The following is a 13,590-nucleotide window of genomic DNA, read 5'->3' on the forward strand; positions in this document are numbered from 1 at the left end:
AGATGTGTATAAGAGACAGGTGGAAATGTTGACGGCGCTTGCGTTGCCGCCAAACCCGCCGCCCCCGCCCTGCCCGGCCAGCTTGGTGCTGTCGGTGCCGTCGCCGCCCTGCCCGCCCAGGCTTTGCGCCGCCAGGCCGGGCAGGTTGTCGCCGCGGGTCGCGACGCTGCCGCCCTGATAGAGATTGATCGCCACGGCGCCGCCCGCGCCGCCATTGCCGCCGGAATGGTCCTTGTCCGGGCCTTTGCCGCCCTTGCCGCCGATGGCGCGGGCGGCAACGCCGGCGCCCTGCACGGTCGCGCCGGCCGCCGAACCGGCCACGTCCAGCAGCACGGAGCCATTCACGTCCACGGTCACCTTCTGGGTCCAGGTGTCGGAGTTGCCGCCGCCATTGCCGCCGTTATCGCTGTTGTCGGTCGACGCGGTGCCGTCGCCGCCTATGCTTTGCGCGTAGATGCCAAAGACCGTGGCGCTGTCGAAGACCTGCCAGTAGCTGTTGGCCTGGCCCTGGTGCGTCACTTGCACGGTGCCGCCGGTGCCGGCATTACCGTTGTTGTAGCCGCCCATGCCGCCCACGGAATTCGCGTAGATGGCAGCTCCGTTGGCATAGGTGCGCAGCCGCGTGGCGCTGCTGCCCAGGTTGATGACGCCGGTGTTGCTGACCGTGACCGTGCTGGCGTTGCCGCCATTGCCGCCCACCTGGTCGCCGTATTCCAGCGTCGGATCGTTCTGGTCGCCGCCGGCCCCGCCCAGGGCCCGCGCGTTGATGCCGTACAGGCCTTGGTGCGGCGTGGGCAGGGAACCGGACATCGTCAGGTTGCCGGAATTGGTCACGGTCACGTTCTGGCCCAGTCCGCCGTGTCCGCCGTTCGAGTCGTTGTTGTCGTTGGCGGGGTCGCCGATGCCGCCGGACGAGACTGCCATGATCAGGCTGTTGAAATTGCTGAGCGCCGTGCCGTTGAGCGCGATGTCGCCCGTGCTGGATACGGTAATGTGGCCGCCGTCTCCTGCCGTGCCTTCGTCCACGCCGTCGCCGCCGCGCGATATGGCCGTGACCACGCCCACCGGGTTCAGCCGGGTCTGGTTCTCGTCGGCGTTGTAGTTGCCCGAGGACGTGACCGACACGTCCGGTCCGTTCTGGCCGTTCTTTTCGTTGTCATGGTCTACGCCGCTGTCGCCCTCGCAGATGGCCTGGGCGCTTGGGTAGTTGCCGGACGGCACGTTCAGGGTGGGGCCGCCTGCGCATGCATAGCCGGCCTGTGCGCCGCCCGCTACGCTCCAGGCGCAGGCGCCCAGCGCGGACGCGATGGCCAGCCGCAACGTGTTCTGCCGCAGCAGGGGAAAAGGCAGACTGGGGCTGTGCGCCGGGCGTGATGTGGGCTTCATGGATGAGCGGATTCTTGTGACCCGAGCGCGGTTTACCCGGGTCGGCGGGCGCGCGCTCAGTAGTAACTGGCAAAGTTTCGCCACTAGAATCCGCAGGCAGCGCACCTCGCGCAACTTTTTTTCGACGAATCAGTGCTTTTTTTCGACGAAATCCGCAAAGAAAACCACACTGTTACCGCATGCGCGGCCACAAATGTAAGTAAAGATTGAATGCGGCGTAGAGCCGCCGGCCGGCCGTGTCAGGGGCGAGCTGGTGTCCGCCTGGCGCCGTCCGAAGATGCCAGCAGCATCTGCCCTTTGCGTGTCAGGACAACCACCGGTTCGACATCCGCGCGGCGGGGAACGTCCACCAGCCCGTTGGCGGTCGCGTCTTCCCAGGCGGACAGGCGCGGACACGAACTGCGCCAGGCGTCCATGGTCTGCGCATAGGTGCGCGGCCGTTCGGCGATCCAGGCCAGGAATTGCAGCAGGTTGCCGAGCTGGGACGTGCCGGCCTGCAACATGGAACTATCGTCATCTGTCTTCATCGCCATGCACTCCCAACCTGGATGTAAAAGGCGTTCTGGTCCTTGCTGTGGGCGATGTCTATCCCCACCGCCAATCCCAGCTTGGCGGCTATCAGATACCGGAAGCCTGTGCCGATGCTGACGACATTGGTGGAATCGGCAAAGGATTTCCAGTTTCCGTAGGCCTTGCCCACGCCGCTGAACCCCAGTATGGACCAGCGCGGGGTGGCGTCCCAGCGCAATTCTGTTTCGAAGGTCAGCGCGTCGCGGTCCTGGTAGCGGCCCCGCGCCACGCCGCGCAGGTCGACGTAAGGCTGGGCGTAGAACGGCACCGTGCCGCGCGTGAACTGGCCGTCGCCGCGCAGGCCCAGGGTCCAGCGCGGGGCCAGCGGCAGCCAGGTGTAGCCGCGCGTGCGGTAGCTTTCGAAGGCCTGGTCGCTGCCCAGCCAGCTGCGCGAAAACTGGGCCTCCAACTCGGCATAGCTGCCCCGGTTGGGATAGAACATATTGTCGCGCGTGTCATAGTCCACCACCACGCCGGCCTTGCCGATGCGGCCCGCCAATTCGGCCTTGGACAGTTCGCCAGCCTGGCTGCCGGTGAACCGGGTGTTCGAGCGGAAATAGGTATAGCGCGGACCGACGTACCAGGGCGTGTCGCCCACCCGGGCCAGGACCTGCTGCATCAGGAAGGTGCCCTTCACCTCGTAGCTGCGTCCGTGGCTGGAGGCGCCGTAGTACTCCAGGTTTGCGCGTCCCTGGGCCAGCGCGCCCAGGTAGCGGTAGCGGTCGGCGTCCCAGCTGCGGAAATGGAACAGCGCGCCGCCGCGCGTGCCGTTTTCGGTGGCCATGGCGCCAATGCCGGTGACATTGGGCGGCGCCTTGCTTTTGCCTTCCGGCTGGCCCTGGGAGGCGGCCTCACCCGCCGGTTCGGAGAAGTACAGCAGCATCACGCCGCCGCCATAGCCCACTGCGGGCTCGGTGATGATCACGGGTACCGGCAGCGCGCCGTTCTGGCGCAACAGGAAGTCGCCCATGTCCAGGCCGCCGCCGTTCGCGTCCGCGTCGGCGTCCGCTTGCGCCAACGCCGCGCCCATGAACGCCGGGCCCGTGCACAGCAGGATCAGGATCTGCCTGGCCAGTCGCGGCCAGGTGACCGGATGGCCCCGGCGTGCCGCGCCGCCCGTGGCGGGCACGGCCCCCCTGGAGGCGCTGTCTCGGGCGTGTCTGCATTCCTGGCGCACGGAGTCCTTCCCCGTTGTGGTGCCGCAGTCCGGCGATGTCGGGCGGCTCGCAAGAATGAGACTGGAGCCGCGCGTTCAGTCGTGCACCGCCGATGATGACACGGCGCCGGATCTTGCGCACTACTTCCGCCACCGCTGCCTAGACCGCGAGCCTGCGCATCGTCAGCGCGACGACCGCCGTGGCGACAAGCTGCATGCCGGCCACGACGTACAGGCCTGCGGCCACGCCGCCCGTCCATTCCTTGAGCCAGCCCATCATGAACGGCGTGGCGAAGCCGGCCAGGTTGCCGACCGAATTGATGAAGGCGATGCCGCCCGCCGCGGCGGTGCCGGTCAGGAATGCCGCCGGGATGGCCCAGAAGACGGGGAACGCCCCCAGCACGCCGATGGCGGCGATGCTCAAGGCGCCCATCGCCAGCACGGGGCTGCCGATGTAGGCGCCGGTCAAGGACAGGCCGACCGCGCCGACCAGGGTGGCGCCGGCGCAATGCAAGCGGCGTTCGCGGGTGGAGTCGGAATGGGCGCCGTTGATCACCATCGCGGCCGTGCCCAGGATGAACGGGATGGCCGACAACAGGCCTATGTTCAACGCGCCTTGCACGCCCAGCTCGCGCACGATGGAAGGCATCCAGAACGCCAGCGTCGCATTGCCGCCGACGATGCAGAAGTACGCCGCGGTGCACAGCCACAAGGCAGGCAGGCGCAGGGCCTGGGCGAAGCTGGCGTGTTTGCCGGGGTCCAGGCGTTCACTGTCCAGCTCGGCCGTCAGCGCGGCCTTTTCCGCCGCGCTGAGCCAGCGCGCCTGCTGGGGGCGGTCCGGCAGATAGGCCAGCACCACCAGTCCGGCGATCACCGAAGGAATGCCTTCCAGCACGAACAGCCATTGCCAGTTGCGCAGCGGCGCCACCCCGTCCATGCCGCTCATGATGAGTCCGGCTATCGGCCCGCCGACGATGCCGGCGATGCCGAACGACGTCATGAACCAGCCATTGATGCGCCCTCGCCTGCTTGCCGGTATCCAGTACGTCAAATAAAGCATGACGCCGGGAAAGAAGCCCGCTTCGAAGGCGCCCAGCAGAAAGCGCAGGACATAGAAGGAAGTGGGCGTGGTCACGAACGCCATCGCCATCGAGGTCAGGCCCCACAGGATCGTGATGCGGGCCAGCGTCTTGCGCGCGCCGATGCGTTGCAGCAGCAGGTTGCTGGGCACTTCGAAGATGAAGTAGCCGATGAAGAAGATGCCCGCCCCCAGGCCGTACACCGCTTCGCTGAAGCGCAGGTCCTGCAGCATCTGCAGTTTGGCGAAGCCCACGTTGACGCGGTCGATCCACGCCAGCAGGAACAGGAAGATCAGGAAGGGAATGAGGCGCCAGGCGACCTTGCGGTGCATCTGGCCAGGATCGGCGGCCGGCGCGGCGCCGTGTGCGGGCGCGGACAGGGGTTGCGGTGAAACAGCATCCATAGCGGGTTCCTCGGTGGAGCGGATCAGGGGAGCGCCCTAGCCCGCCGATACCGGGGCAAGGTTACGCGAGCAGATGTTTTTGTCTGCTATAAATATATTTTGCCATTATGAAAAAATACAATAATCAGGATTAACCCGCGGTGGCCGCCGCGGGGCGAGGTCCGCCGTCGCGTCTTCAGGCCAACAGGTTCTTGGGCAGCGCGGCGATGAAGGACGCGAAGCTGGTGGCGCCCTGCCCGGGGCTCATGTGCTGCGTCATGACCGCGGCCGCGCGCGCCGGGTCCTGCGCCTGGATGGCTTCGAGCAGTTGGCCATGCTGTTCCCATGACGAGGCCAGGCGGCCGAAAGCGGAAAAGGCGTGCAGCCGGTAGGCGCCGGTGCGCGACCGCATGCGCAGGATCTCCTGGCGCAGATAGGGATTGCGGGCGCCCAGGTACAGGGCATCGTGGAAGCGCCGGTTGTGTTCCTGCCAGGCGTCGGTGTCCTCGCGCCGCACCACGGCCGCGGCGCGTTCATGGATGGCTGCCAGCTCGTCGCGTTCGGCGGGCGTCATGCGTTCGCAGGCCAGGCGCGCGCCTATGCCTTCCAGCTCCGCCAGCAGCTCCCACATCGCCAGCAACTGGGCCACGTCCATCTTCGCCACCACCATGCCGCCACGCGGCAGGCTGGCCACCAGCCCTTGCGCCTGCAACTGCAGCAGCGCCTCGCGCACCGGTGTGCGGGAGACGTCGTAGGTCTGCATCAGCATCTGTTCATCGACCGGATCTCCCGGCAGCAGGCTGCCATCGCGGATGGACTCTTCGACTGACAGGCGGATGCGCTCAGCGGCTTTCATGGCGGACTCCGGTGTAGGGGGTAAGAAAATTCACGCTAGGCATAGTATTTTCTTGACTTCTATAAATATATTTATGAGACTAGACTTTTATTTTAACGAGCAAAACGCGGCAGGAGGTAATGAGCATGGAAGACTCGCCCAAGCAGGAATGGCAGGCCTGGGTCGCCCTGGCCTGCAAGACGCATGGCCTGGCGGTACCAGTGGAGACGCAAGCGGCGGTCGCACGCACGCTTTTGCGCCTTGCCGCCGTGCAGGCCGAGATCGACGGCTGCGGGGACGACGATGCCTGATTCTCTGCTGCATCTTTCCGTGGCCGACATGCGTCGAAACTACGCCCAGGCCGCGCCCGGCGCACGCGTGGCATTGGTCTCGACCCAGGCTGCGGCGTTCCAGCGCCGGGCGGCCGACCTGCTCTGCGCCACGCGCACCTATCAACCCTCTGGGCTGACCGTGCGTCCTGGCGGCCTGCTTGAAGGCGTGGCCTTGGCGCACAAGGATGCCTTCCAGACCGGCATGCACGCCCCGGGGCGCGGGCGGCCGTTGCGCGACGAAGCCCCAGGGCCGATGGCCACGGCGCTGCGCCGCTTGCAGGAACACGGCGCGCTGAACCTGGGCGCGCTGGCGATGGCCGAGCATGCCTGCGGCGCGACGGCCGAGAACCCCCACGGCGCGCCGCTGGCCAATCCGCTGGACGCCGCCGCCGCGGTGGGCGGATCGTCCAGCGGTTGTGCGGTCGCGGTTGCCGCAGGCCTGGTCCCCGCGACGCTGGGCACCGATACGGCCGGCTCTGTGCGCATGCCGGCCGCGACCTGCGGCCTGGTGGGACTCAAGCCGACTCCGGGGGCGATCCCGGCCGACGGCGTGGCGGCCTTGGCGCCTACCTTGGACACGGTGGGCGTGATGGGCCGCAGCGCGCTGGATGCGGCCTGCGTCTACGCCGCGTTGCTGCCAACGCCGACAACCGCGTCCGCGTTGCCCGCGGACATGGCGCTGATCGAACGGGAACTATCCAGGCCGCGGCGTTGGAGGCTGGCCTCGACGCTGGCGACTGCCGGAGCGCGCGCCGACGTGGCAGAGACGATGGCGCGATTCGAACGCGGCCTGCCCGATCCGCAACGCATCGGCTTGCGCCCCGTGCCCGACCTGGACCGCTTGAACCGTCTGGCGCAGATCGTGCTTCATGCCGAAGCCGCCGCCACGCTCGCGGGCAGCGTGCGCCGTGATTTGGCCTCGCTGGCGCCGGCCACCCAGGCCATCGCGCTGCCAGGCTGGGCCATGCCGGCGGTCTGGTATCGCCATGCCTTGTCGCAGATCGCGCCACTGCGCGCGGCCTTCCTTGCCACCTGTCTGGCCGACGCCGATCTATTACTGACGCCCTGCCTGCCGCAAGGCGTGCCGGACCGCGCCGCGGTCACCACCAGCAGCCCCGATTTCGATCCCCGCGCCCTCGGCGCGCTGCACCGCCATCACGCCTACCTCAACTACCTGGGGCTGCCGGCGCTGGTCCTGCCCGTCGGCATCGATGCGCAAGGCCGCCCTGTCTGCGTGCAAGCGGTCGGCGCGCCCGGCAGCGAAGCCCTGCTGCTGGCCTTCGCGCATCAGTACGCCCTGCCCTTTTCCGCCATTCTGCAACGCTAATCCACGGACTCATCATGGCCAGAATCAATGCCTCCCCCACCCTGGCGCGCTTTCGCGTGCTGGACCTCTCGCGCGTGCGCGCAGGCCCGACCTGCGTGCGCATCCTGGCCGACTTCGGCGCGGACGTGATCCGCATCGAACCGCCGGCCGGGATCGATCCCAATGAAGCCATGTTCGCCGCGGACCGTACTGGCGGCGACTTCCAGAACCTGAACCGCAACAAGCGGTCGATGACGCTGAACCTGAAGAAGCCCGAAGGCCTGGCCGTCTTCAAGCAGTTGGTGGCCACGGCCGACGTGGTGGTGGAAAACTGGCGGCCCGACGTCAAGGCGCGCCTTGGGGTGGACTACGACGCCCTGCGCGCCATCAATCCCCGCATCATCCTGGCCAGCATCTCCGGCTTTGGCCAGGACGGTCCCTATGCGGACCGGCCGGGCTTTGACCAGATCATCCAGGGCATGGGCGGGCTCATGTCGGTCACGGGCTTTGCCGGCGGCGGTCCGCTGCGCGCGGGACTCGCGGTCGCAGATTGCGGCACCGGCATCTATGCCGCGGTCGGCGTCCTGCTGGCCCTGCTGGAGCGCGAACACTCCGGCGTGGGCCAATGGGTCCACAGTTCCCTGCTGCACACGCAGATCGCGCTGATGGACTTCCAGGCTGCGCGCTATCTGAACGACGGCGACACGCCGGTGCAGGCAGGCAATGACCATCCGACCAGCAGCCCGATGGGGCTGTTCGAGGCCAGCGACGGCGCGTTCAACCTGGGCGCGTCCGGCGAAGGCAACTGGCGCCGCCTGTGCGAGTGCCTGGATGCGCCGCAATGGCTGGAAGACCCGCGCTACGCGACCGAGAAGTTGCGCGTGGCGAACCGGGGTGCGCTCAATGAATCCCTGGCGCAGCGCTTTAGCCAACAGAGCGTCGCGCACTGGGTTGGCCTGCTGAACCGCGCCGGGGTGCCTGCAGGCCCGGTCTACAGCATTCCGCAGGTGTTCGAGGACGAACAGGTGCGCCACCTGGGCGTGGCGCAGCCGGTTGCCGACGATGCCGGACACCAGTACCGGCTGATCTCGCAGCCCGTGGCCTTGACGCGCACGCCCGCCCAGATCAGGCGGCCCGCGCCAGGCTGGGGCGAGCACACCCGCGAAATGCTCGCGGAGATGGGCTATGCCGCGGACGACATTGAGCGCCTGTATGAAGAGGGCGTGGTATGAGCGGCGGCCAGATCCAGGTGGATTTCCAGGACGGCATTGCAACCCTGACGGTCTGCCATCCCGAACGGCGCAACGCAATGACGCTGGACATGTGGCTGCAGTTGGCTGCAGCGCTGCGTGAACTCGACGGCGCCGCAGTCCGGGTGCTGGCGCTGACCGGCGCGGGTACCCGGGCCTTCGTGTCCGGGGCCGACATCAGCGAGTTCGACCAGGCCCGCGACGGCGCGGCCGCGGTCGCCCGGTACAACCAGGCGGTGGCGGATGCGCAGCAATTGCTGGCGGACTTCGCCGCGCCTACCGTTGCGCTGATACAAGGCGCCTGCATGGGCGGCGGCATCGGCCTGGCGCTGGCCTGCGACCTGCGCTATGCCAGCGCCAGCGCCCGCTTCCGCATGCCGGCCGCAAGATTGGGGCTGGGCTACTCCTATGCCGACATGCGCAGGCTGGCGGGCGTGGTGGGCGCGGCGTCCGCCTTCGACCTGTTCTATACCGCCCGCATCCTTGACGCCGAGCAGGCCGAACGCCGCGGCCTGGTCCACGAACGGTACGCCGACGACGATTTCGTCCGCCAGTCGCAGGCCCGGGTGCGCGCCATCGCCGCCAATGCGCCCCTCTCCCTGCGCGCGGCAAAGGCAGCCATACTGGCGACCATGAATCCGCCCGCGCCCGCGCAGCTCGATGCGATCGACGCCCTGGTGGCCCGGTGCTTCGCCAGCGAGGACTACGCCGAAGGCCGGCGGGCATTCGCCGAAAAACGCGACCCGGTCTTCCTTGGCCGCTGAGCCGTCTTTGAACCATGAGCAAGATGCCATGAACAATCCACGCATTCCTTTCATGCTTTCCAGCCAGCGCCCGCCCCTGGCGGCGCTGGACGGCCGGGCCATCCTGGTGCACCTGGTCGTCAATGTGGAGCACTGGCCGTTCGATCAGCCCATGCCCCGCACCCTGCTGACCGCGCCGCACGGGCGCGAGACGGTGCCGGACGTGCCCAACTACAGCTGGGCCGAATATGGCCTGCGCTGCGGGCTGCCGCGGATCATCGACGCCATCCGCGGCCGCGGCCTGCCTGCCTCGGCCAGCCTGAACGCCTCCGTCATCGATGCCTACCCCGAGGCGGCCCAGGCGCTGCTGGAGGCCGGCTGGGAATTCATCGGCCACGGCATCCACCAGCGCGCTTTGTCGCAAGAGGACGGCGACGGCCAGGCCCGCACCATCGCCGCGGCGCTGGACCGGATCGAGCGCTTCAGCGGCCGCCGGCCGCGCGGCTGGCTCTCGCCGGGCCTGCGCGAAACGCTGGACACGCCGGATCTCCTGGCCCAGGCCGGCATCGACTACCTGTTCGACTGGTGCCTGGACGATCTGCCCAACTGGATGCGGACCGCCGGCAGGCCCTTGCTGGCCTTGCCGTACGCGCTGGAACTGAACGACTCGGTCATCCACGCCGTGGAAAAGCATGCCACCGGGGAATTCAGCCGGCGCCTGGAGCGGACGCTGGACCTGTATGCCGACGAGGCCCGGACCGCGGGCCGTCCGCGCGTCCTCACGCTGGGACTGCATCCCCATCTGATGGGCGTGCCGCACCGCTACGCCGACCTGCTCACCATGCTGGACCTGCTGCAAAAGCACCCGATGACTACCTTCGTCACCGGCGCCGCGATGTATGACTGGTACGCCGCCCAGGTTCCCGTCCAGCCCGATGGAGCCGCCGCATGAACGCCATCGATACCCTGGTCGCGCATTTGCTGCGGACCCAATACGAGCACCTGCCCGCAGCGGCGGTGAAAGCGGCCAAGACCTTCATCCTGGATGCGGTTGGCGTCGGGCTATCCGGCTCGCGCCATCCCCGCATGCCCTCGTTGCGCCAGGCGGCCCAGGCCCTGGGCCAGGGCGCGGAAGCGACCGTCTGGGGCAGCGGCGAGCGGCTGCCGCTGGCCAGCGCGGTCATGCTGAACGCATATCAAGTGTTCAACCAGGAGTTCGACGCGATCCACGACCGGGCCGTGGTGCACGCGTTTGCCTGCATCGTGCCGGCGGCGCTGGGCTATGCCGAACGCGAAGGCGGCGTCGATGGTCCCCGATTGATCACCGCGGTCGCCGCCGGATTGGACTTCGCCATCTATGTCGCGCTGGCCCAGCGCGCGCCCATGCGTTTTTTCCGGCCGGCCATGTGCGGCGGCCTGGGCGCCACGGCCACGCTGTGCAAGCTTGGCGGGTTGAATGAGAGCGCCACGCGCGATGCGCTGGGGCTGGCGTACAGTCATCTCTCCGGCACCATGCAGGCGCATATCGAAGGCTCGCCCGCGGTCGGCCTGCAGGTCGGCCTGAACGCCAGGGCGGCGGTTACGGCCTTCGAGCTGGCGCGCGCGGGCTTTCCCGGTCCGCGCGACATCCTGGAAGGCCCTTATGGCTACTTCGCGCTGTATGACGCCGGCCAGGCCGACTGGGACGCGGTTCGCGCGGACGTGGGCCGGGTGTTCCAGATCACCCGCATGAGCCACAAGCCCTACCCGACCGGCCGGGCCACCCATAGCGGCATCGGCGCCGTGCTGGACCTCATGCGCGCCCATGCGCTGCAGCCCGGGGACGTGGACCGGATCACGGTCCGCGCGTCGTCGTTGATCGTGCGCCTGGTGGGACGGCCGGCCCATCCGGGCATGGATTCCGCCACGGCCCGGCTCTGCATGGGCTATGCCATCGCTACTGCCCTGCTGCGCGGCCGGGTCGGCATACCCGACTTCGATCCCGACGCGCTGGCCGAGGCCAGGACTTTCGAACTGGCCGCCCGTGTCCAGGTGCTGGATGACGGCAATCCGGACCCCAATGCCATGAGCCCCCAGCGCGTGGAATTGCGGCTGAAGGACGGCCGCGAATTCGCGGTCGACATGCCGGCCTTTCCCGGCAGTCCGGAACGCCCCTTGGGCGTGGCGGAACAGGACGCCAAGTTCGAAGCCTGCTGCGCGTCCGTGCAGCCGCCGCTGCCCGCCGGCCAGACACGGGAGCTGGCGCGACGGCTGCGCGGACTGGAGGCCGAACAGGACCTGCGCGGCATCATTCGTCTGCTGACAACCGGGCGTTAGTCCTGACGGCGTGTTCCGGACTGGGCGCGTCAGTACTTGAAGCTCACGCGCGCCCAGACCGTGCGGCCCGGCTCATTGACTGCGGTGTTGGCGGCATAGCCGAAACCCGCATTCCCCGCCAGGTTCAAGTGTTCGCTGTAGGTCTTGTTGAACAGATTGTCCACGCCCAGCGACAGGCGGACCTGCTTGTTGACCGCATAGCCGCCGTTGACGGAGAAAACGCCGAAGCCCGCGCTCGGGCCGAAGTCCTTGCCGACTACGTTGCCCTCATTCAAGGCGTAGCGTTTTTGCGCGGCCACGATGCGCCACAGCGCCCCGGCCGACCAGGTGCCGTCATCGTAGGCGGCGCTGAGCCTGGCCTCCAGCGGCGGCATCTGCGGCAGCGCCCTGCCGTCGCTGCGGTTCTCGCCCCAGGCATACGCGAGCGTCGCGCCCAGTTTCCACGCGGACGCGGGCTTGTATGAGACGCCGAGTTCGCCGCCTGCAATGCGTGCGTCGACATTGCTGGCCTGCGACGCCGGACCCATCATGCCGCCCGAGGTGTAGCTGAACAGGATGAAGTCATTGACGTAACCGGCGTAGCCTGAGAACCAGGCGTCCAGCGCTTCGGTTTTGTACTGGGCGCCGAAATCCAGCTGGGTGGTTTTCTCGGGTTTCACGCCCTGGAAGGCGTTGACGGACCCGGCAGGCCCCTGGTCCGGAGAGAACAGCTCCCAGTAATCGGGGAAGCGCTCGACGTGGCCCAGGCCCACATAGACCGTGGCCGGCAGCGAGGCCAGATCCTGCTCATAGCGCAGGAAGCCGCTGGGCAGCGTGTCCTTGCGGCGCTCATCCGCTGTGGGATTGGGCATGGGCATCATCATCGAGCCCGTGTCCTGGCGGAAGTCCTTGGCCGAAGCCCAGTCGACCCGTGCGCCGCCGATGACGCGGCTGTCCGGCGCGACGCGCCAGGTCAGTTCGCCGAACAGTCCGGTGTTGGAAAAGTCGGCGTCCTTGACCCAGCTCTGGCTGCTGTACGGCACGGTATCGGTGCCGCTGCGGGAGCGATGGCGGCTCTGCTGGAAATCCAGGCCGGTGACCAGACTGATATCCGGCGTCAGTTCCCAGGTGCCGGCGTAGCGGCCGCCCCAGGTCGCGCGGTCCACGTCGGCCGCCATGGCCATGGGCATGGCGCTCATGGGGTCCGGCGCGCGCAGCGTGTAGTTATCCATCACGTGATCGGCGTAGTTGTAGTACAGCTGCGCCTCGACCTTGCTCAGCACGGGTCCCAGGTTGCGCTTCTCGAAGCGCAGGCCGAAGCTCTCGCGCTTGAACTGAGAGCCGTCCATGCCGCGGCCGGCATAGCGCGCTTCGCCATCGCCCGTGCCGGCGGTCAGTTCGTACAGCGTGTCGGCGTCGGGCGTGAAACCCAGGGTCAGGTCGGCGTTCCACTTGTCCCAGCGCGAAGGCACGGTGTTGCCGTCGCCGTCCTTGTAGTCCTGGGAATGGGAATGGTTGGCGGTGATGCGCGTGTAGACCTTGTCGTTGCCCACGGTCAGGTCGGCGGCCTGGTCGTTGCGGCCGAACGAGCCGCCCGTCAGGCTGCCGTCGAATCGCACGCCGGCTGCGGTGAAACGGGGCGTGTCGCGGTCGAACTTGACCGTCCCGGCCGACGCGCCGGGTCCCCACAGCACGGTCTGCGGTCCCTTGATGACCGTGAGCTGGTCGAAGTTCTCGGGCGAGATATAGGAACTGGGCGCGTCCATGCGCGCAGGGCACGCGCCCGGCATGGAGGTGCCATTGGTCAGCAGATTCAAGCGCGAGCCGAACATGCCGCGCAGCACGGGATCGCCGTTGGTGCCGCCATTGCGGATGGCCGAGAAGCCGGGAATCGTCTTCAGATAGTCGGTCCCGTCGCTGGCCGGCAGCGGCTGGCGCGGGATCTTGGGATCCGTGGTGAAGGTCAAGGGCGCGCTGGGTTCCACGCCCGTGATGACCACGGGATCGGTGGTGTAGACGTCGGGCGTGTCGGCGGCTTGGGGCCAGGCGGGAAATGAGGCGGCCACTGCGGCGGCCAGGCAACTCGCGCGCAGGAATTCTTGGTTTGTGGTCATGTCTGGTGTCTGTCGATCGGGAACGTGCGATGGCAGGCGCGGACGGGCAGCGCGGCCGCCTCCCTTTAAGAAAGGCGTGGCAGGAGCGCGCTGTCTGCGCATGGGCGTGACGAAGTGGGGGCCCTCCCCGCGCGGCGCAAA

11 protein-coding genes and 1 pseudogene are annotated in these 13,590 nt (G+C 68.0%); 6 read left to right on the forward strand and 6 right to left on the reverse strand.

Going from position 1 to position 13,590, the window contains the following annotated elements; all coding sequences use genetic code 11:
- The 5 genes and pseudogenes from DXK93_RS29875 to DXK93_RS29895 form a co-directional block, all read right to left on the reverse strand.
- A pseudogene (locus DXK93_RS29875) lies at positions 1–1,386 on the reverse strand (autotransporter outer membrane beta-barrel domain-containing protein); the annotation flags it as partial.
- A 239-nt stretch (positions 1,387–1,625) separates the two neighbouring features.
- Entirely contained in the window at positions 1,626–1,913 is a 288-nt protein-coding gene (locus tag DXK93_RS29880; protein ID WP_233564641.1) for a hypothetical protein, read from the reverse strand.
- Positions 1,910–2,986: a BamA/TamA family outer membrane protein gene (locus tag DXK93_RS29885; RefSeq protein ID WP_119452040.1), complete on the reverse strand. Its 1,077-nt coding sequence runs from the start codon at positions 2,984–2,986 to the stop codon at positions 1,910–1,912. The genes DXK93_RS29880 and DXK93_RS29885 overlap by 4 nt, the downstream gene beginning before the upstream one ends.
- A 286-nt stretch (positions 2,987–3,272) precedes the next feature.
- Positions 3,273–4,595, reverse strand: coding sequence for an MFS transporter (locus DXK93_RS29890; protein WP_119452024.1), 1,323 nt, complete (start codon positions 4,593–4,595; stop codon positions 3,273–3,275).
- Positions 4,596–4,770: 175 nt separating this feature from the next.
- The gene (locus DXK93_RS29895) at positions 4,771–5,430 is read right to left on the reverse strand and encodes a GntR family transcriptional regulator (RefSeq protein WP_054454398.1); all 660 of its coding nucleotides are present in this window, start codon (positions 5,428–5,430) and stop codon (positions 4,771–4,773) included.
- Between the two features lie 119 nt (positions 5,431–5,549).
- On the opposite strand from DXK93_RS29895, the gene DXK93_RS32045 reads away from it, so the two are divergent.
- The 6 genes from DXK93_RS32045 to DXK93_RS29920 are packed head-to-tail and all read left to right on the forward strand — an operon-like array spanning position 5,550 to position 11,356.
- The gene (locus tag DXK93_RS32045) at positions 5,550–5,720 is read left to right on the forward strand and encodes a hypothetical protein (RefSeq protein WP_156337376.1); all 171 of its coding nucleotides are present in this window, start codon (positions 5,550–5,552) and stop codon (positions 5,718–5,720) included.
- On the forward strand, positions 5,713–7,068 hold the full coding sequence (locus tag DXK93_RS29900; protein WP_119452025.1) for an amidase: 1,356 nt from the start codon (positions 5,713–5,715) through the stop codon (positions 7,066–7,068). The genes DXK93_RS32045 and DXK93_RS29900 overlap by 8 nt, the downstream gene beginning before the upstream one ends.
- 14 nt (positions 7,069–7,082) lie before the next feature.
- Entirely contained in the window at positions 7,083–8,279 is a 1,197-nt protein-coding gene (locus tag DXK93_RS29905) for a CaiB/BaiF CoA-transferase family protein (RefSeq protein ID WP_054454392.1), read from the forward strand.
- Positions 8,276–9,061 carry an enoyl-CoA hydratase gene (locus DXK93_RS29910; RefSeq protein ID WP_119452026.1) on the forward strand — a complete coding sequence of 262 codons (786 nt, stop codon included), beginning with the start codon at positions 8,276–8,278 and terminating at the stop codon, positions 9,059–9,061. The genes DXK93_RS29905 and DXK93_RS29910 overlap by 4 nt, the downstream gene beginning before the upstream one ends.
- 28 nt (positions 9,062–9,089) lie before the next feature.
- On the forward strand, positions 9,090–9,992 hold the full coding sequence (locus DXK93_RS29915; RefSeq protein ID WP_119452027.1) for a polysaccharide deacetylase family protein: 903 nt from the start codon (positions 9,090–9,092) through the stop codon (positions 9,990–9,992).
- Positions 9,989–11,356 carry an MmgE/PrpD family protein gene (locus DXK93_RS29920; RefSeq protein WP_119452028.1) on the forward strand — a complete coding sequence of 456 codons (1,368 nt, stop codon included), beginning with the start codon at positions 9,989–9,991 and terminating at the stop codon, positions 11,354–11,356. Before DXK93_RS29915 ends, DXK93_RS29920 begins: the two co-directional genes overlap by 4 nt.
- Before the next feature lie 29 nt (positions 11,357–11,385).
- Here DXK93_RS29920 and DXK93_RS29925 read toward each other — a convergent pair whose 3' ends face one another.
- The gene (locus DXK93_RS29925) at positions 11,386–13,449 is read right to left on the reverse strand and encodes a TonB-dependent copper receptor (protein ID WP_119452029.1); all 2,064 of its coding nucleotides are present in this window, start codon (positions 13,447–13,449) and stop codon (positions 11,386–11,388) included.
- Positions 13,450–13,590: the final 141 nt, after the last annotated feature.

The sequence above is a fragment of the Achromobacter sp. K91 genome, assembly GCF_003576205.1.
In the GTDB taxonomy this organism is placed as follows: domain Bacteria; phylum Pseudomonadota; class Gammaproteobacteria; order Burkholderiales; family Burkholderiaceae_B; genus Achromobacter; species Achromobacter aegrifaciens.

Bases quoted from the DNA above. Each gene is read 5' to 3' on its own strand.
- DXK93_RS29880 (WP_233564641.1), bottom strand. From the start codon at position 1,913: ATGAAGACAGATGACGATAGTTCCATGTTGCAGGCCGGCACGTCCCAG.
- DXK93_RS29885 (WP_119452040.1), bottom strand. From the start codon at position 2,986: ATGGGCGCGGCGTTGGCGCAAGCGGACGCCGACGCGGACGCGAACGGC.
- DXK93_RS29890 (WP_119452024.1), bottom strand. From the start codon at position 4,595: ATGGATGCTGTTTCACCGCAACCCCTGTCCGCGCCCGCACACGGCGCC.
- DXK93_RS29895 (WP_054454398.1), bottom strand. From the start codon at position 5,430: ATGAAAGCCGCTGAGCGCATCCGCCTGTCAGTCGAAGAGTCCATCCGC.
- DXK93_RS32045 (WP_156337376.1), top strand. From the start codon at position 5,550: ATGAGCATGGAAGACTCGCCCAAGCAGGAATGGCAGGCCTGGGTCGCC.
- DXK93_RS29900 (WP_119452025.1), top strand. From the start codon at position 5,713: ATGCCTGATTCTCTGCTGCATCTTTCCGTGGCCGACATGCGTCGAAAC.
- DXK93_RS29905 (WP_054454392.1), top strand. From the start codon at position 7,083: ATGGCCAGAATCAATGCCTCCCCCACCCTGGCGCGCTTTCGCGTGCTG.
- DXK93_RS29910 (WP_119452026.1), top strand. From the start codon at position 8,276: ATGAGCGGCGGCCAGATCCAGGTGGATTTCCAGGACGGCATTGCAACC.
- DXK93_RS29915 (WP_119452027.1), top strand. From the start codon at position 9,090: ATGAACAATCCACGCATTCCTTTCATGCTTTCCAGCCAGCGCCCGCCC.
- DXK93_RS29920 (WP_119452028.1), top strand. From the start codon at position 9,989: ATGAACGCCATCGATACCCTGGTCGCGCATTTGCTGCGGACCCAATAC.
- DXK93_RS29925 (WP_119452029.1), bottom strand. From the start codon at position 13,449: ATGACCACAAACCAAGAATTCCTGCGCGCGAGTTGCCTGGCCGCCGCA.